The organism is Caballeronia sp. NK8, from assembly GCF_018408855.1.
Classification (GTDB): Bacteria; Pseudomonadota; Gammaproteobacteria; order Burkholderiales; family Burkholderiaceae; genus Caballeronia.
This window is the reverse complement of the sequence record NZ_AP024322.1, coordinates 2,334,787-2,351,391: the sequence shown is the minus strand read 5'-3', so window position 1 is coordinate 2,351,391 and position 16,605 is coordinate 2,334,787. Positions and strand designations below refer to the sequence as shown.

The 16,605-nt window shown below is 60.6% G+C and carries 16 protein-coding genes; 8 read left to right on the top strand and 8 right to left on the bottom strand.

Annotated elements, in window-relative coordinates; genetic code table 11:
- The first annotated feature begins 271 nt into the window (after positions 1-271).
- Both NK8_RS11180 and NK8_RS11175 read left to right on the top strand, forming a co-directional pair.
- Positions 272-643, top strand: a complete 372-nt coding sequence (locus NK8_RS11180) for a BON domain-containing protein (RefSeq protein ID WP_162066224.1) — start codon at positions 272-274, stop codon at positions 641-643.
- Positions 644-850: 207 nt separating this feature from the next.
- Positions 851-2,995, top strand: coding sequence for a D-(-)-3-hydroxybutyrate oligomer hydrolase (locus tag NK8_RS11175; protein ID WP_301549857.1), 2,145 nt, complete (start codon positions 851-853; stop codon positions 2,993-2,995).
- A 13-nt stretch (positions 2,996-3,008) separates the two neighbouring features.
- On the opposite strand, the gene NK8_RS11170 is transcribed toward NK8_RS11175, so the two are convergent.
- Entirely contained in the window at positions 3,009-3,779 is a 771-nt protein-coding gene (locus tag NK8_RS11170; protein ID WP_213226374.1) for a DUF2242 domain-containing protein, read from the bottom strand.
- A gap of 227 nt (positions 3,780-4,006) precedes the next feature.
- On the opposite strand from NK8_RS11170, the gene NK8_RS11165 reads away from it, so the two are divergent.
- The gene (locus NK8_RS11165) at positions 4,007-4,591 is read left to right on the top strand and encodes an ABC transporter permease (RefSeq protein ID WP_213226373.1); all 585 of its coding nucleotides are present in this window, start codon (positions 4,007-4,009) and stop codon (positions 4,589-4,591) included.
- A 73-nt stretch (positions 4,592-4,664) separates the two neighbouring features.
- Positions 4,665-5,768: a non-hydrolyzing UDP-N-acetylglucosamine 2-epimerase gene (wecB, locus tag NK8_RS11160; protein WP_225936251.1), complete on the top strand. Its 1,104-nt coding sequence runs from the start codon at positions 4,665-4,667 to the stop codon at positions 5,766-5,768.
- A gap of 418 nt (positions 5,769-6,186) precedes the next feature.
- On the opposite strand, the gene NK8_RS11150 is transcribed toward wecB, so the two are convergent.
- The 3 genes from NK8_RS11150 to NK8_RS11140 all read right to left on the bottom strand — a co-directional run bounded on the left by NK8_RS11150 (position 6,187) and on the right by NK8_RS11140 (position 8,266).
- Positions 6,187-6,759, bottom strand: a complete 573-nt coding sequence (locus tag NK8_RS11150) for a GNAT family N-acetyltransferase (protein WP_213226370.1) — start codon at positions 6,757-6,759, stop codon at positions 6,187-6,189.
- 52 nt (positions 6,760-6,811) lie between these two features.
- Positions 6,812-7,534 (bottom strand): hypothetical protein, encoded by a 723-nt coding sequence (locus tag NK8_RS11145; RefSeq protein ID WP_225936164.1) that lies wholly within the window; start codon positions 7,532-7,534, stop codon positions 6,812-6,814.
- A 120-nt stretch (positions 7,535-7,654) separates the two neighbouring features.
- Entirely contained in the window at positions 7,655-8,266 is a 612-nt protein-coding gene (locus NK8_RS11140; protein ID WP_213226369.1) for a bifunctional 2-polyprenyl-6-hydroxyphenol methylase/3-demethylubiquinol 3-O-methyltransferase UbiG, read from the bottom strand.
- Positions 8,267-8,506: 240 nt separating this feature from the next.
- Here NK8_RS11140 and NK8_RS11135 point away from each other — a divergent pair, with 240 nt between their 5' ends.
- Positions 8,507-9,133: a tyrosine-type recombinase/integrase gene (locus NK8_RS11135; RefSeq protein WP_213226368.1), complete on the top strand. Its 627-nt coding sequence runs from the start codon at positions 8,507-8,509 to the stop codon at positions 9,131-9,133.
- Between the two features lie 293 nt (positions 9,134-9,426).
- The gene (locus tag NK8_RS11130) at positions 9,427-9,798 is read left to right on the top strand and encodes a hypothetical protein (protein ID WP_213226367.1); all 372 of its coding nucleotides are present in this window, start codon (positions 9,427-9,429) and stop codon (positions 9,796-9,798) included.
- A gap of 283 nt (positions 9,799-10,081) precedes the next feature.
- Here the strand turns inward: NK8_RS11130 and NK8_RS11125 are convergent, their stop codons facing one another.
- From NK8_RS11125 to NK8_RS11115, 3 genes are all read right to left on the bottom strand, one after another.
- Positions 10,082-10,663 (bottom strand): TetR/AcrR family transcriptional regulator, encoded by a 582-nt coding sequence (locus NK8_RS11125; protein WP_213226366.1) that lies wholly within the window; start codon positions 10,661-10,663, stop codon positions 10,082-10,084.
- Positions 10,664-10,690: 27 nt separating this feature from the next.
- A complete protein-coding gene (locus NK8_RS11120; RefSeq protein WP_213226365.1) occupies positions 10,691-11,182 on the bottom strand; it encodes a DUF302 domain-containing protein in 492 nt (163 codons plus the stop codon).
- 63 nt (positions 11,183-11,245) lie between these two features.
- Positions 11,246-12,712 (bottom strand): amidase family protein, encoded by a 1,467-nt coding sequence (locus tag NK8_RS11115; RefSeq protein ID WP_213226364.1) that lies wholly within the window; start codon positions 12,710-12,712, stop codon positions 11,246-11,248.
- 1,321 nt (positions 12,713-14,033) lie between these two features.
- Here NK8_RS11115 and NK8_RS11110 point away from each other — a divergent pair.
- On the top strand, positions 14,034-14,324 hold the full coding sequence (locus tag NK8_RS11110; protein ID WP_035500852.1) for a co-chaperone GroES: 291 nt from the start codon (positions 14,034-14,036) through the stop codon (positions 14,322-14,324).
- Positions 14,325-14,423: 99 nt separating this feature from the next.
- Positions 14,424-16,064, top strand: a complete 1,641-nt coding sequence (gene groL, locus NK8_RS11105; RefSeq protein WP_061176679.1) for a chaperonin GroEL — start codon at positions 14,424-14,426, stop codon at positions 16,062-16,064.
- Positions 16,065-16,165: 101 nt separating this feature from the next.
- Here groL and NK8_RS11100 read toward each other — a convergent pair whose 3' ends face one another.
- Positions 16,166-16,594, bottom strand: a complete 429-nt coding sequence (locus NK8_RS11100) for a hypothetical protein (RefSeq protein ID WP_213226363.1) — start codon at positions 16,592-16,594, stop codon at positions 16,166-16,168.
- Positions 16,595-16,605 lie beyond the last annotated feature (11 nt).

Sequence of the window (16,605 nt, the reverse complement as noted above, 5' to 3'; positions counted from 1 at the left end):
CGGCAGGACATATTCGAGCCGACGGGTTTTGCCGCCCGACCAACCGGCCGCGGTTTGGTTTCTTTCGCCAGTCTCTCGCAGCACCGTGAGCCGCATCAGCCGGCTTGCCATCGCCATGCTTCGTCGCCCATCGGCGGCCGGGCGAGCGCATGGTCACGGGCAGCCGCTCGATGTCGTAGCCCAGCCGCTGGGACTGCGGCCCGTTTTTGAAGTGCAAAACGAGCGAAGTAGCAACTGTGCGAAGTCAACAAGCGAAACAAAAGGAGAAATCATGAAAGCAGTCGATCTGTTGAAAGCGCTGGGCGTGGTGGTGTGCGTGGCCGTGGCTTCGAGCGCCTATGCCCAATCGAGCGACGCGGCGGCCACCAGTACGGATTCGGCGGCAACGGCCAAAGCCCAGAAATCGGCAACGAAGAAGACCGACCGCAAGCTCGGCTACGACGTGCGCCGCGCGCTGTCGAAGGCGCAGGGCTTCGACGTGTCGCACGTCTACGTGCGCGCGCGCAGCGGCGCGGTCGTGCTGACGGGCACGGTGCCGGAAGGCGGCCAGATCGCCCAAGCGGAAGAAATCGCCAAGGGCGTGACGGGCGTGAAATCCGTGAGCAACAAGATCACGCTCGGCGTGCAAGGCGGCGGGCAATAACACGAGTCACAGGCAGCAGGCGGCATCGCGCGATGCCACCTGCTTCCCCGCGGGACTTTGAACGGGCTCCGGCATTCCCGCCGGAGCCCGTTGTCGTTTGGCGCATTCGCCGCGACTTTTCGCTGACCTGATACAGCGCGATACTTGCGCTGTGGACGCACGTCGCGGGTTGCTCCACTCAATCGAAACGGATGGCGGAGACTGACAATGAAAAGAATCGCGCGTTTCCAGAGATCGCAGGCTTTGCAGAACGTGTCGCGCGCGGCCGCGCTCGGCGCGTTCGCGGTGCTCGCGGCAGCGACGCTCGCCGCATGCCACGGCGGCGATGACGACAACAGCAGCGGCCAGCCGACGAACACCTTGCCGAGCTTCGTCTCCGGCTCGGTCAACACCCAGACCTACGACGGCACGTCCGACGACCTGCTGACCGCCGGTCTCGGCAAGACGGGCCTCGCGTCGGCGAGCGCGCCGGGCATCGCCAATCCGGCAGCGCCGACGGCAGCGGAATTGCGGCGCCTCGCCATCTACTCGAACTATCGTGCGCTCGTCGATATGACGGCGAACGGCGGCTACGGCCGGTTCTGGGGCCCGAACGTCGATCTGAACGGCAACGACACGCTCGGCGAGGGCAAGATCGCGGGCAAGGAATACATCGCTTACGCCGACGATGGCAGCGGCACGCAGAACGTCAGCCTGCTCGTGCAGATTCCGGCAAGCTTCAATCCGGATCAGCCGTGTATCGTCACCGCGACGTCGTCGGGATCGCGTGGCGTCTACGGCGCGATCTCGGCCGCGGGCGAGTGGGGCCTGAAGCGCGGCTGTGCGGTTGCCTACACCGACAAGGGCAGCGGCAACGGCGGCCACGAACTCGCGACCAATCTCGTCACGATGATCGACGGCACGCTTGCCAACGCGAATATCGCCGGGACCAAGGCGATCTTCAAGGCGAACGTCGACGCATCGGCGCTGTCGTCGTTCAATTCGGCATTCCCGAATCGCTACGCGTACAAGCACGCGCATTCGCAGCAAAACCCGGAAAAGGACTGGGGCAAGAACACCTTGCAGGCGATCCAGTTCGCGTACTGGGCGCTCAACGACATGTTCGGCCCGGTCAGCGGTTCGACGCATCAGGTGCGCTACAACACAGGCAGCATCACGACGATCGCGGCATCGGTGAGCAACGGCGGCGGCGCGTCGCTGGCGGCGGCCGAGCAGGATACCGAGGGCTGGATCACGGCGGTGGTCGTCGGCGAGCCGCAGATCAACCTGAACCTGCCGTCGCAGGTTTCGGTGCGGCAAGGCGGCGTGCCGGTCGGCTCGTTCGGGCGGCCGCTCGCGGATTACATGACGCTCGCCAATCTGCTGCAACCGTGCGCGGCGCTCGCGCCCGCCGCGGCCGGTGCGCCTTATCTGACGGCGCTGCCCGTGGCGACCACCAACGCGATCCGCACGGCGCGCTGTGCGACGCTCGCTGTCAACGGGTTCATCGCGAGCGGTAGCACCGTCACGCAGGCGACCGACGCGCTGAACAAGTTGCATCAGGCGGGCTACCAGACCGACTCGGACACGCTCCAGGCGCCGATGTGGGATTCGCAAGCGGTGCCCGCGGTGGCCGTCACCTATGCCGACGCCTACATGAAGGCGAGCGTGCTCGACAACCTGTGCAATTTCAGCTTCGGCACGACCAACGCGGCGACTGGGGCAGCGGGCGTGACGCCGATCATCTCGCCGATGCCGACGCTCTTTGGCAACGGCAACGGCGTGCCGCCGACCAACGGCATCAACCTCGTCTACAACGCGGGGAATACGGGTGCGGCGGATCATCGGTTCGCGACGCCCGACGCGAGCTACGCGGGCGCGGCGTGCCTGCGCTCGCTATGGACCGACGGCAATGCGACGATGGTGGGCAGCGTGAACGCGATCCGCGTGAACGCGAACCTGCGCGGCAAGCCCGCGATCATCGTGCAGGGCCGCGCGGATGCGCTCGTGCCGATCAATCACGCGTCGCGCCCGTATCTCGGCGCGAATCGCGTCGCGGAAGGAAGCAAGAGCCAGCTTTCGCTCTACGAGATCACGAACGGTCAGCATTTCGACGCGTTCCTCAGCGTGGCCGGCTTCGACACGCGCTTCATTCCGGTCCACTACTACAACATTCAGGCGCTGAACCTGATGTGGAATCACCTGAAGAGCAACGCGCCGCTGCCGCCTTCGCAAGTGGTACGCACGGTCGCGCGGGGCGGCACGGCGGGCTCGGCGCCGGCGCTTTCGGTATCGAACCTGCCGCCGATCGCAACCGATCCGGGTGCGAATGCCATCACGGTGACGGGCGGCGCCGTCAACGTGCCGAACTGACCGACGATGTGAGTCATTGCGTGGCGGTGGTGCGTGGCGCCGATGGCGCTGCGGCCGATGGCGCTGCGGCCGCTGCCGCCTCCGCCGCCGACGCGCCCGCCGCGACCGCATCCGACGCCTGAATCGCGGTCGCGGCGGCGGGCGTCTGCACGACGATCGGCGTCGGCGTGAGTTCCGGCGAGTTGACGATGAGCGACGGCGCGAGCGGCTTGCTCTTCACTTCATCGGCGGCGACGGGCGCGCTGCGCGGCACCGTGTTCAGGTAATGGCCCATCAGATTGAAAAAACGGTCGTAGAACTTGCCCGCCGGCACGGTCTCGCTCGAGATCTTGACCATCGCGTCGCTGTTCGAGCGGATCGGCAGTGAGAGCGAGCCGAGCACGCTCAGTCCGACACTCGCCGACGTATCGCTTTTCTTGAGCGCATAGCCGTCCTGCACGGCATTCACATACGCGATGCTCTGGTTCGTCGCGTTCTCGCCCGGCGTGCAGACCACATGAAAGGACACGGCGACGTGTGTCTCGGCGCTCGGCTGGAAGTTCTTGGTGGCATCGACGGTGTCGGGCTGGCCCATCGTCGTGAGAAATCCCTGCGACAGCAGCGCCCGGCGCGCGGCCTCGCAGGTTTCATTGACGGTGGCGTCGAAGTTGTGCGCGAACGGGCTCGCGCCGGTGCTGAACAATTCCTGTTGATAGCTCGGCGCGACCGCGTTGCGCCCTCCGCAGGCGGCGAGGGCGATCAGTCCGAGAGAGGCGAAAACAAGGCGCGGCGACGGCATGGGCATGAGGCGGTGGATCCGAAATTTGTGACAACGGCAGACACAAATTGTAGTGCCCTCGCACGGGCCGATGAAAAAGCGCAGTCTGAAAACATCGTCGAATCCGTGGTTTACAGCGTGATGACGACGCTGCCGCGGCGGAACGAAAAGCGCCGCATCGCCGGGCTGGTGGGAATCTGCACTCAGCGAGACCCCAACAGGCACCGACGATCATTACATCGACTCCCGACTACGTGACGAAAATAGGCTTCTCCTGGAAATTATTCCGTGAATTTCCGTGGGCGTCGGAAACGTTTCACTTCCTGATGAGTTTCACTGTGTTGGCAGAGTTCGCGGCGCATATATATGGAAAAATTCACTGGACCGTTGATTTTCTGCCGGTGATCTTCATCGCTGTCGTATTGGTAACCGCCGGAGTGGGCTGGCTCTTCGCCGTCACCGGCGTCTACATTCGTAATCATACTTATGTGACCGGACTGCTCTCTTCGATGCTGATCTTCCTGTCGCCGATCTTTTTACTTGCTGAACAGTCTGGCGCCCGCATTCCGCGCATGATTCTTGCCAATCCTCTTACGTTTATCATCGAGCACGCGCGTGTCGTGCTGGTCAATGGCGCGATCCCCGATTTGTTGGGCGTCGCCCGTTACATCGTCGGCAGTATCATCTTCCGTTGGCTTTGCCTGGCATGGTTTCAGAAGGCGCGAGAAGGGTTCACGGACGTGCATAAACCGCTCGCGAAACCAGTTGAATTGTTTTGCCCGTGGTCTTTTCGAGGGCATGATCGGAGCATCGCTTCGTCACAAGATACGGGGCCGTGACAGGTCTGCCGGCCTGCAAGAACGCTTGACCGGCCCTGCTCGTCACCACCGTTTGTTTTTAAACGGAATCGTCGTGAAAAAACGCAAGGTCTTAGTAACAGTTGGGACGCGTCCCGAAGCGGTCAAGATGGCGCCGCTCATCGCGCGATTCCAGAAGGAAAATTGGGCGGAGTGTCGCGTGCTCGCGACTGGGCAGCACCGTGGCATGCTGGATCAGATGCTCGATCTGTTCAAGATCCATGCGGATGTCGATCTCGACATCATGCAGCCGAACCAGTCCTTGCCGCAGCTGACTTCGCGTCTGATCACGCGACTCGATCAGGTCCTCGAAGAGGAGAAACCGGACGTCCTGCTCGCTCAAGGCGATACCACGACCGTGCTCACGGCCGCGCTCGCGTGCTTCTATCGGCGTATCCCGTTCGGTCATGTCGAAGCAGGACTTCGAACCGGGGATCTCGACAACCCGTTCCCGGAAGAGATGAACCGAGTCGTGGCCAGCCGGCTCGCGCGCTGGCATTTCGCGCCGACGGAGCGCTCACGGCAAAACCTTCTCGGGGAAGGCGTCGACGACGCCTCGATCTTTGTGACCGGCAATACCGTCATCGACGCGCTCCTGGATGTGGCCGGACGCTGCGATGAGGAAGTGCCTTATCGAGGCGATCGCCGTCTGATTCTCGTCACGTCGCACCGCCGGGAGAACTTTGGCGAAGGCTTCAGGAACATCCTGCGAGCTATCAGGGCGGTGGCCGACGCCAACGAAGATACGCACATTCTCTATCCTGTGCATCCCAATCCGAATGTGCGGGATCCGGCTTACGAACATCTGGGCGACCATCCGCGCATTATGCTTTGCGAGCCGCTGTCCTACTTGCCCTTCGTCGCCGCGATGAAACAGGCATACCTGATCCTGACGGACTCGGGCGGCGTGCAGGAAGAGGCGCCTGCGCTAGGCAAGCCCGTGCTGGTATTGCGCCGCGAGACCGAGCGTCCCGAGGCGGTCGAGCATGAGGTGGTGAAGCTCGTAGGGACCGACTTCGACGAGATCGTCTCCAGCGTTCAACGGCTTCTCGATGATCCCGCCGAGTACAAGCGCATGGCGCGGGGCGTGTCGCCTTATGGCGATGGACTGGCTTCGGGCCGAATCGTCGATGTCCTGAAGCAACACTTCCGAGCGTGACACGGCGCGGCCAATCATCGTCGACGACGGTCGCGAGCAAGCGATGACCGGGCGATTCGAGTGCGCAAGCCCGTTCCGACTGCAGAACGCGTCGCTCTTCTTTACAGTCGGCCGTCGACGCGACTCGTGGCCGGGCTTGCGGCGCACAGGCGCGGCCCATCCATGCTTTCCATTTGCGCTCTTGCTCTCGCTGGTTTTTGCTGCCATTAGCTGGAATGTTATCGAGAAGCCTGCAATTGCGCCTGGGAAAAACCTTAGCAAGAAATCATTGGACCGCCGCGGCGTTGTATCGCTGCATCCGGAAACGTCGCCCCACGTTCCAGACCGCCGCCCGGCGTCGCCCAAAAGGTTTGCCCCGCGAGTGCGCCAGACCTATGAACGAAACGAAACAGGAGGACACGCCGGTCCGGAGTTGTTATCAAAAGCCTGGCCGCTCGCCGCTCGCCGCTCGCCGCTCGCCGCTCGCCGCTCGCCGCTCGCGCAGCGGCTTCGCCTCCTTTTCGTAGAGGGACCATACATAGCCGATGCCTCCTGGCTCGACGTACCGCCCTGCGCGGATGAATCCAAGCGACTCGTAGTATGCGCACGGCCTTGCGTTCTCGGCGGCGCAGTCGAGTCGAATAAAGCGCCGATTCAAGACGCTGATTTTGTTACCGCACCAATCAAGCATGAAGCTGCCGAGTCCCCGTCCGTTGAAGCCCTTCCGGACAGAAAGACCATGAATATAGCCGGCGATCGGGTCTTGCTCTCCCCAATGCCCGTCTTCATCTAGGACGAGCGAAAACGTTGCGACTAAAGTGCCTTCCAGTTCAACGACATACACTTCCTTTTGAGAGACATTGTTTCGCACCCAGTTTTCGGAAAACCCGTCCCCGTCTTTTCCCCACGCGTAGTCGCGGTACGTGACCTTTTTTGCATGCGCATCGTTTCGTACCTGTGTAAGTATGGGTACGTCATCCGCCGTTGCCCGGCGTATGCTTTTCGAGGCCATCTTTCATGTCTCCCGGTGAGACGTCTGCGTTATGGAAAAGACGCCTCGCTGACTACGCCCGACCCCGCAATTGCAAAGAGTTCAGGATCTGACTCTCGTAGGCTGGCCAGTCTCGTCTAGAGTTCTCTATCGCGAGTTTGGCCAGCGGTAGCTGGTCAAACAGATCGTCGGTCATTTGTCGGTAATCCCGGTATAGCGAGATCAACCCTTCCACTCCTCGGTAACCTTTGCGAACGCAGTATGGACCGCCAAGCTTCCAATTGACTTGATAGTCAATCCAGTCCGGGCCGCGCTCAGTAAAAACGGTCCGTATAGCCTTTTCCACATCTTGCTGCCAAAGGTAGAGAACGAACGGATTGAGTGGCGCGATGATTGCGGTCCACGCGCTCACGTAGTCAGAGATCAGCGCCGGCTCGGCGTCCATCAGCAGCAGGTGGGTCAGGTCTCCATGAAACAATTGACCGTCCATTACCGCGATTGGTGTCTCCGTTTGTATCGCCTTGACGAAGGCAGCCCATCTGGTCAGCGCGCGATCAGCAAGGTCTTGGGGTGTCGCATCCCTCCACGGCTCGAACCAGTGTTTAAGTTCGTCCGTCGCTCGCACCGGGTGCGGCTCCGTCCTCTCATGTATCGGCAATGCAAGTTGCCCCGAGACCTGCAGGCTCTGGGCGATAAATCGCATCGTTGTGGATTTGCCCGAACCCATGATGCCCTCGATGATAACGAGTCGATGAGTGGGCGTTTCTGAACAGCCGGGATTCGCCGGGATGGCCATTTGTCGTGACAACACCTTGTAAGGTGAACTGCACTCGGACCTGCGATGCGAGATTTTCAGCGATTTTCCTGCTGTCGTCGATCGTCCGCCCGTGGCGGGTAGGTGCCACCACACAGGCTTTCACTTCCCGAAAGCAAGGCGCGTCCAGGTCACTCCCATGGTCCTGTTTCCTTGCTGGACCGAGCCGCTGGGTACGTTGAGCAGAAGCTTGAGACGAAGGCCTTCGGCGAGTTCGATCGTCTCCGCCGCGGAAACGTCGAACATGCGCCGTCCCTCCGGGCACGGCCCATGGCGCAACGACAAAATGACGACGCCACCATCGATCAGGAGATCATAGATTGTGCTCATGCCTCGGCGACGTTGGACTTCGTCGAGGTGCATCCATACCGCCGTAACCATGACGACGTCGAACGTGCTCGCCCTTTTGCAGACGAGGCAGAGATCGGGCAGGCTGTCGTCGAGCCAGACAACGCTGGAATTCGGATACAAGTTCCTAGCAGCGGCCCGAAGTTCGTCGACGGGTTCAACCGCCAACACCGCGTGCCCCATCGATGCAAATGCGGCAGCGTCGCGCCCCATGCCGGCTCCGACATCGAGGATGCGTGACGGTGCGTCAGGGATCAGGTGCAGAACTGGTCGGTGGTGGTCTTCGAATCGAATCCCTTGCCATGCGCTAGCCAAAACCTCGGCATGCTGGGCATAACCCTCGGTTCCCAAAACGTTGATCGACATTGGTGCATGGTGAATGGCCAAGTCGCTCAATTGTCGGTGATTCTGGTCGAGGTGTCGAACGGCCGGTTGTGGCCGATCAGGTGAGGTCGCCAACGGCCGCTTTATGGCACTCCAGTTCGCAAAACCTTGATTCGACTGACTGACCGCTTCGGAGAAGGCCGTCTGACCGGAGTGGGTCGTGCAGCGTCCATCCATGATCGGCGCAGACTAGTTTTCCTTCCGTTGAAAGGAGAAATAGTCATGGAAGCGATTGAGGTTGTAGGCGCGCGCCGCGTGCCTTGGAACAAGGGCAGGCTGACGGGGCAGAAGCCGCCGCTGAAGCTCAAGGAAATCTGGGCGATTCGTATCCGCCTGCAGCTTGCGGGCAAGACGCGGGAGCTGGCGATGTTCAATTTGGCGATCGACAGCAAACTGCGAGCGTGCGATCTCACGAAGTTGCGAGTGTCCGACATCTGTCTGGGCTCTCGTGTGGCGCCCCGGGCAACCGTTATGCAGCAGAAGACGCAGCGGCCGGTGCAGTTCGAGATCACAGAGCAGACTCGCGCGAGCGCTGAAGCGTGGATCCAGGCGGCGGGACTTTCGTCGGGCGACTATCTGTTTCAGAGCAGGATTCACGGCTCCCTGCATCTCTCGACCCGTCAGTACGCTCGACTGGTCCATCGCTGGATCAGATCAATCGGACTCGACGATACGGCCTACGGAACGCATACGATGCGGCGAACGAAGGCGTCACTGATATACCGGCGCACCAAGAATCTACGGGCAGTTCAGCTCCTGCTAGGGCACACCAAGCTTGAAAGCACCGTACGGTATCTCGGCATCGAGGTCGACGATGCGCTTGAGATGGCGGAACAGACCGAGGTGTGAAGCGTGAAGTTGGGCGACGATGGACGCTGCCCGGCAAGTTTGAGACGTTCGACGTTAGATCACAAATCGTCGACAATCGAGCAATGCAACGGGAACGTGGGCATGCAACGCTTTACCGCTGTTCACGGTGAGAGCGGTTGAGCGCTTTATCGTCCCTCCCTTTTGTCCGATACGAGACGCCGCAAAAACGAAGCGATAACAGAGACAGAATGAGCTATCGAAGGTCTGACGATTACTTCCTCCTTAGTGCGGTTCGGTGCCTCGATGACCGCGCTGCGGGCCGGGCCACTGCTATGAAGGATTTGAAGACTGCGATCGACGCCCTGTCAGCGCTGACGGAATCGAAAGACTGCAATGGCAGTAGGCAATCCGAGATCATCGATGCGCACGAAGGGCTGAAGCAGATCGCGGACGGAATAGAGATTCCCGACATCCCACGCGTGCGGCGCCGCGCGCGAAAGCTTGCAGCTGTACTACTTTCCGTGGCAATCGATAGAAGGCCGCCTAACGAAGCACAGATAGCATGGGTGACATCAACGGAGGGCGAATTTGCAGCAAACTATGGCAAGTGGCAGTTCGCGATGCAACCCGTGTCGAGCGGCATTGGAATCAGTTGGCGCTGGGTCGCCCGCCGCCGTGAGCGATCCTCGGAAGGCTTGCGCTGAATGCGAGTGGATGACGGAGAGGCACATTCAGCACTTGCCGCCGACCTCTACATGGTTATGCTTGCCAAAGAGTGTGATAAGGAGCGGCTCTTTGAACGAGGAGGGCCGGCCGCTGTGTGAGGCGACTGTCGGCCAGTTTCTGACATTCGATCTTGTCACGAAGCGGATGCTCGAACGGCCGCTTCACGTCGGTCGGCTGCCGGTCGTCAATCTGCGGATCACCGTGGGTCTCACACATTGCACTGGCTCAGCTAAGGAGGGTCGGGCCGCCGCCATGCATACTTCATTCTTGTGACTCGCGTGCAAGGACGAGGGCTGCCTCGACGCCGCCTTCCAGGATTTCCTCCGCGCGTGCAGCGTCTGGCACGGCGCGCGCCAGCTGAAGGGTGCCCACCATGAGAGCAAAGATGGCAGCTGCCCGACGATCCGCCGATTTCGAATCTGCGTCTGGGAGCAATGCGGCCAACGTCGCAACAAAGCTTCGCAATCCATTTTCATAGGTTTGCCGTATCGGCACCGAGTGTCGACCAAGTTCCGGAAGCAAAGCTGCCGAAGGACAACCGCATGCCAGGTCCTCGCGATGCGCTTGACTTAGGTAGCTTCGAATCACTTTCTCAAGGTCAGCGCCGGCTTGGAGTTTCTCTTCGAGGTCCAGTTGCCTCTCCGCGAGCGCGCTTCCGACTGCCTCGCGGACGAGCTCCTCTTTGGAGGCGAAGTGGAGATAGAAAGCGCCGTTGGTCAGGCCGGCCGCTCCCATGATCCCGCTGATGCCCGCAGCCGAAACTCCCGCGCGCCGGAAGCTTTTCGAGGCGACCTCGAGGATATGCTGCCGGGTCGCGGCTTTGTGACCTTTTTCGAAACGCATTTTCTCTCCACTCGTGTCCCGCAGCCGTTAATTAGCAGCCGCCTCCAACAAGGCTCGGAGGTCGCGATCAAGCTGCTGAGCTACGGCATTGACCTCCTCGCTGCCGAACTGGCCGAAAACGGAGGCTGGCCGATCATACTCAAAACCGACAACATCATCGCCGTCCTCGCGCAACAGCACGCGAATGGGCGCATAGAGGCCCGCGGATAGTTGATGACGGGTCATCTTCGACGCGGTGAGCGGATTGCCGATATCGTACTGGATGGATCGGCGCGTCAGTCCAGCAATAGCCAGTAGCGCTCCGTGGTCACGCTGGCCGAAAATAGTGAGTGGCGGACATGCCTCCAACTCTCGAAGCGCGAGGGTGCTTTCACCATATCGCAGAAGTGTGAAGATCCCGTCATCAATGCGAGGCGCCAGGGCCTCGAGCCTGGCTCGAACATCCTCGAATGGCTTTAACGATTTGATTGTGACGTGGTCAATCGGGATGGTTCGTGTGGTGTACAGGACATTGGCCATTTGTCGATCCTGAGTTCGCTACTGTTCGGGGTTGACCCGTTTGTAAAAAGGGGGACGAGTACGTCAGAGCGACGGCGGCTGGACGCCTAAGACCGTCTCAATCCGGCGGGCAAGCGTCAGAAGCGCCTGGTCGCGTGCCAGTGGGGCGTCCAGTTCAAGACCGATCGGGAGGCCGGCGCGGGACACGCCCGCAGGGAGGCTGATACCCGGCAGACCCACGCTGCTCGCTGACAAAGTGTGGTTGGCCAAGGCGAGATTGCTTACTTCCTGGCCCGCGATGCGCAATGCGCCCTGCTCATCGATCGAAGGCGCCGTGCAGGGCGTCGTCGGCTGCAGAATGGCAAGTGCTCCTTGCGTGGCGAACAGTTGGCTCAAACGGCGGTGGATTTCCGGACGGCTCACGTGGAGCGCAGTCTGATAGGCTTCCAGTGAAGTAGCACCTGCGCCCCCCGGCAGTACGATGTGCGCCCACGCTTCACGAAGCTGCGGCTTTAGGCTTTCATAAATCGCCTCGAATGTGATCGGAACATTGTGCAGGCGGAGGAATTCAGAGATCGCGCCTTGGGTCTCGTGGGCGAAAATTCCCCACGTGGTTGTCTGGATGAGGGCATTGAAATCATCCCCGAGGTCGATCTCAAAGATCTCCGCGCCCGCGTCGCGCAACCGCCGAACTACTTCACGAAAACGATCCTCGACTTCCGGGTCCACCAAACCCAGAAACTGCCCCGGCGCAAAAGCCAGTCGGACTCCTCTCAGATTGGGGTCTCGCTCGACGGGTTCCACGACCTTGTCGCCGGTGACGACCTGATCCATCAGTATGCAGTCTTCAACGTTGCGCGCGAACACTCCGGTCGTGTCGAGAGTGTGGGAGATCGGAGCGACGCCGTGACGTGGCCAGCGTCCCGTGCTCGGCTTGAATCCAACGACGCCGCAGAGAGACGCGGGCACACGGATCGAGCCGACTGTATCGCCGCCCAACGAGGCGGGTACTATCCCGGCGGCCACGGACGCAGCAGAACCGCTAGAGGAGCCTCCCGAGACGTGATTGTGGGCGCGCGGGTTTTTGACCTGACCATAGCGTTCGTTATGTCCGGTCAGCCCATAGGACATCTCAACGAGATTGTTCTTTCCAAGAATTAAGGCGCCTGCATCCTTTATCGCCCGGACCGCATCGGCATCTTCCGTCGGAATGAAGCGCGCCAGTTGATCTAGGCCGATGCTCGTGCGCAGCCCTTTCGTCAAGTAGCTGTCCTTCACCCCGATTGGCACACCCAGCAGGGGGCCCTCTGCCCCCGCAGACCGCGCCTTGTCTGCGTTATTCGCTGCCTCAAGCACGCTGTCTTCGTCGATGGTGATGAAAGCGCTGAGGTCAGCGTGCGACCGGGCCTGCTGCAGCAGTGCCGTCGTGTACGCCTCTGATGTAATCTCACCGGCGCGGATCGCATCAGCGGCCGCGGCGAGCCCCAACGAAGCGAACGTCTGCACTTCTGGCGCAGATGTTCGGGTAGAGCTGCTGAGCGTGTCGTTCATTAGTTTCCTCCCAAGAAAGGTGTGACCTCGTCTTCCCAAGCTTGGAAGAGAGGCGGTGCTCCATTGAATTACGACCATACTATAGAAGTACGGACATAATGCAATAGAAATCCGATGTCGGAACTTGGTCGCGAAGCACGGAAGGATTGGACGGTTTGGACGCGTGCTCGCGCCGGGCGGCTGGCAGCGTTTGATGACCATTGTGCGGTCTCGCCCACAGTTGAACAGCACCTGTCGATAACCGTTTGCTCCAAACAGCCTTGGAAGCTAGGGATGTTCGCGAGCCGATCCGAACGAGGACATGGTTGCCGTTAGATTGTTTCCGTTTGGTCTGGAGCGGTGCAAAGGACGCAGCTGAGGCGAAAGCACCGTTGATCGACGAATGGCTGCTTGCCCTCGGAAACCGTCGCCTGCTCGGCGGCTCGCCGTCGTCTTCTTTGGGTCGTCAAGCGCCTTTTACATTCTCTGACCAGATCTAGTCGGCGTGCCGCTCAACTCCTTGGGGCGGCAGTCCTTTTCGGCACTTCTTGGCCAACGAATTCTGTTTGTGTAAGTGTCCCTGCCGAATCGACAGCCACTCCGATCATTTGTAATGGTCTGTTCTTTGTGAGTGTCCGTCCATGATCGATCAGAAAGCCGCAGCGGAAGTGAACTATCCGCTCCCATTGGCGCCCAAAGGCTGGCGGCGAGCGAACAGGTGCGTAGCTTAGTGGGGAAGGGCGAAGGTCATAAAGCCGATTGAAGCTGGTCTTCCAGGGGTAATAAGGGTCACCGGTGTAGCGCGACCATTGTTGCGCGTGTTGGATAGCTCGTGAGAAAGCCGCCAAGCAACCGAACCGAGGTGCGGAGCATTTATGTCTAAAGGATGGCCGCTGCAGGTCGCGTCGTGTTGCTTCCAGCCACTCGGAAGTGAGCAAGACGCGCGTATCGATTGCTAGGGTTTACCCTTTCATCAACCGATGACCCCAACGCTTACGCGGGAGGCCGCAAATAACCGCAGGTGTCAGACCATGCGCGCGGACATGGCAGAAGTGCGAGCTAATTCCTAATGTATTGTTTTTGTTGAGAAAAAGGCTGTGCAGCTACAGGTTGGGATGCTGGCTACGAGTTCAGAGTTGGATGAACAAAGTTCAAAGTTAAGTGAATCTCGACATTAGGTGAATCTCGACAGCCGCTCCTTCCCTCCTTGAAATTGTCAAACTCGATCCATATAATTAGCACTCACTGCACGAGAGTGCTAACAAGATTGCCGTCCGGCGAGATCGATTCTCAACGGATGGGTTTTCCCGCGTTTTCAGTCTCAATCAAGAGAGGAGTGTGTATGAACCTTCGTCCTTTGCACGATCGCGTCATCGTCAAACGTCTGGACCAGGAAACCAAGACCGCATCGGGCATCGTGATCCCGGAAGCCGCGGCAGAAAAGCCGGATCAAGGCGAAGTCCTGGCCATCGGCCCGGGCAAGCGCGATGACAAGGGCGTGCAGAACGCCCTCGACGTGAAGGTGGGCGACCGCGTTCTGTTCGGCAAGTACGCTGGCCAGACCGTCAAGGTCGACGGGCAGGAACTGCTCGTCATGCGCGAAGAAGACATCATGGCCGTTCTGGTCAAGTAAGCATCCTTCCTGCACGTTCGGCTTCGCCATCGAGCCGCAGCCCCGTTCGGGCGCGCTTGAGCGAAGCCAGCAAACCGAATCGAATCAAGGAGTTTGGATATGGCAGCTAAAGAAGTCACTTTTGGCGATACCGCACGCGCCAAGATGGTCGAAGGCGTGAACATCCTGGCCAACGCGGTCAAGGTCACGCTGGGTCCGAAGGGCCGCAACGTCGTGCTCGAGCGTTCGTTCGGCGGCCCGACGGTCACCAAGGACGGTGTCTCGGTCGCGAAGGAAATCGAACTGAAGGACAAGCTCCAGAACATGGGCGCGCAAATGGTCAAGGAAGTGGCTTCCAAGACCAGCGACAACGCAGGTGACGGCACCACGACCGCTACCGTTCTGGCGCAATCGATCGTTCGCGAAGGCATGAAGTACGTCGCGTCGGGCATGAACCCGATGGACCTGAAGCGCGGCATCGACAAGGCCGTGGCCGCAGCAATCGAAGAACTGCGCAAGATCAGCAAGCCCTGCACGACCAACAAGGAAATCGCGCAAGTCGGCTCGATCTCGGCGAACAGCGACACGTCGATCGGCGATCGCATCGCTGAAGCGATGGACAAGGTCGGCAAGGAAGGCGTGATCACCGTCGAAGACGGCAAGTCGCTGGAAGACGAGCTGGACGTCGTGGAAGGCATGCAGTTCGACCGCGGTTACCTGTCGCCGTACTTCATCAACAACCCGGACAAGCAAGTCGCCGTGCTGGAAAACCCGTTCGTGCTGCTGCACGACAAGAAGGTTTCCAACATCCGTGACCTTCTCCCGGTACTGGAACAGGTTGCGAAGGCTGGCCGTCCGCTGCTGATCATCGCTGAAGACGTCGAAGGCGAAGCGCTCGCAACGCTGGTCGTCAACAACATCCGCGGCATCCTGAAGACGGTTGCTGTCAAGGCTCCGGGCTTCGGCGACCGTCGCAAGGCGATGCTGGAAGACATCGCGATCCTGACCGGCGGTCAAGTGGTTGCGGAAGAAACCGGCCTGACACTCGAAAAGGCGACGCTGGCTGAGCTGGGCCAGGCGAAGCGCATCGAAGTGGGCAAGGAAAACACGACGATCATCGATGGCGCCGGCGAAGCCGTGAACATCGAAGCGCGCGTGAAGCAAGTGCGCAAGCAGATCGAAGAAGCGACGTCGGACTACGACCGTGAAAAGCTGCAAGAGCGCGTGGCCAAGCTGGCTGGCGGCGTTGCGGTGATCAAGGTCGGCGCTGCGACCGAAGTCGAAATGAAGGAAAAGAAGGCACGTGTCGAAGACGCGCTGCACGCAACCCGTGCTGCCGTTGAAGAAGGCATCGTGGCTGGCGGCGGCGTTGCGCTGATCCGCGCTCGCAAGGCTGTCGAAGGCGTGAAGGGCGCGAACTCGGACCAGGACGCGGGCATCCGCATCGTCCTGCGTGCTATGGAAGAGCCGCTGCGCCAGATCGTCACGAACGGCGGCGAAGAAGCCTCTGTCGTGGTGGCGGCCGTTGCGGCTGGTCAAGGCAACTACGGCTACAACGCGGCGACCGGCGAGTACGGCGACCTGGTTGAAGCTGGCGTCGTCGACCCGACGAAGGTCACGCGCACCGCGCTGCAAAACGCGGCATCGGTGGCAGGCCTGCTGCTGACGACCGACGCAGCCGTTGCCGAACTGCCGAAGGAAGATGCTCCGATGGGCGGCGGCATGCCCGGCGGCATGGGCGGCATGGGCATGGACATGTAATTCGGCTTCGGCCCGATTACATTGCGCGAGCTTCGAAAGAAGCTCGCGCCGTGCGAAAAAAATCCCGCAGCAATGCGGGATTTTTTTCGTCCATACAAAGGCTATTTGTTCATTTCCTCGCGCAACTTCTGCGCGGCGGCCTTGTAGTCGTAGGTCGGATAGAACTCCGTGCGATACCCGCCCCACGCGGTGCTCTCGATCGCGCGGTTCACTTCGCGCAGGCGGTCCGCGGGCACGCGCAGCGTCACCACCTGACCGATGCCCATCATCACGTACCACGACACCACTTCGACGCCCGGCGGCGGGAACTGCTTGAAGTACCCTTGCTCCTTCAGTTGCTGATTGATCTGCGGCAATGTCTTCGACTCGTCATGCTTGAGGAAGATCGTCAGCAGGAAGGTACCGTCGCCGGCGGGCGTGGCGCCGGGCGGCGGCGCGGTATTTTGCGCGTGAACGGGCAACGCGAATGAGAGCAGCAACGCGGCGAGCGTTGCCGCGAGCGGACGAGCGAATCCTGCCGGCATATGCATCGGATGATCTC

Coding starts and splice junctions, on each gene's coding strand:
- NK8_RS11140 (WP_213226369.1), bottom strand. CDS start 8,266: ATGTCGATCAACGTTTTGGGAACCGAGGGTTATGCCCAGCATGCCGAG.
- NK8_RS11120 (WP_213226365.1), bottom strand. CDS start 11,182: ATGGCCAATGTCCTGTACACCACACGAACCATCCCGATTGACCACGTC.
- NK8_RS11150 (WP_213226370.1), bottom strand. CDS start 6,759: ATGGCCTCGAAAAGCATACGCCGGGCAACGGCGGATGACGTACCCATA.
- NK8_RS11170 (WP_213226374.1), bottom strand. CDS start 3,779: ATGCCCATGCCGTCGCCGCGCCTTGTTTTCGCCTCTCTCGGACTGATC.
- NK8_RS11130 (WP_213226367.1), top strand. CDS start 9,427: ATGAAGGATTTGAAGACTGCGATCGACGCCCTGTCAGCGCTGACGGAA.
- NK8_RS11125 (WP_213226366.1), bottom strand. CDS start 10,663: ATGCGTTTCGAAAAAGGTCACAAAGCCGCGACCCGGCAGCATATCCTC.
- NK8_RS11135 (WP_213226368.1), top strand. CDS start 8,507: ATGGAAGCGATTGAGGTTGTAGGCGCGCGCCGCGTGCCTTGGAACAAG.
- NK8_RS11110 (WP_035500852.1), top strand. CDS start 14,034: ATGAACCTTCGTCCTTTGCACGATCGCGTCATCGTCAAACGTCTGGAC.
- NK8_RS11180 (WP_162066224.1), top strand. CDS start 272: ATGAAAGCAGTCGATCTGTTGAAAGCGCTGGGCGTGGTGGTGTGCGTG.
- NK8_RS11115 (WP_213226364.1), bottom strand. CDS start 12,712: ATGAACGACACGCTCAGCAGCTCTACCCGAACATCTGCGCCAGAAGTG.
- NK8_RS11145 (WP_225936164.1), bottom strand. CDS start 7,534: ATGGCCATCCCGGCGAATCCCGGCTGTTCAGAAACGCCCACTCATCGA.
- groL (WP_061176679.1), top strand. CDS start 14,424: ATGGCAGCTAAAGAAGTCACTTTTGGCGATACCGCACGCGCCAAGATG.
- NK8_RS11175 (WP_301549857.1), top strand. CDS start 851: ATGAAAAGAATCGCGCGTTTCCAGAGATCGCAGGCTTTGCAGAACGTG.
- NK8_RS11100 (WP_213226363.1), bottom strand. CDS start 16,594: ATGCATATGCCGGCAGGATTCGCTCGTCCGCTCGCGGCAACGCTCGCC.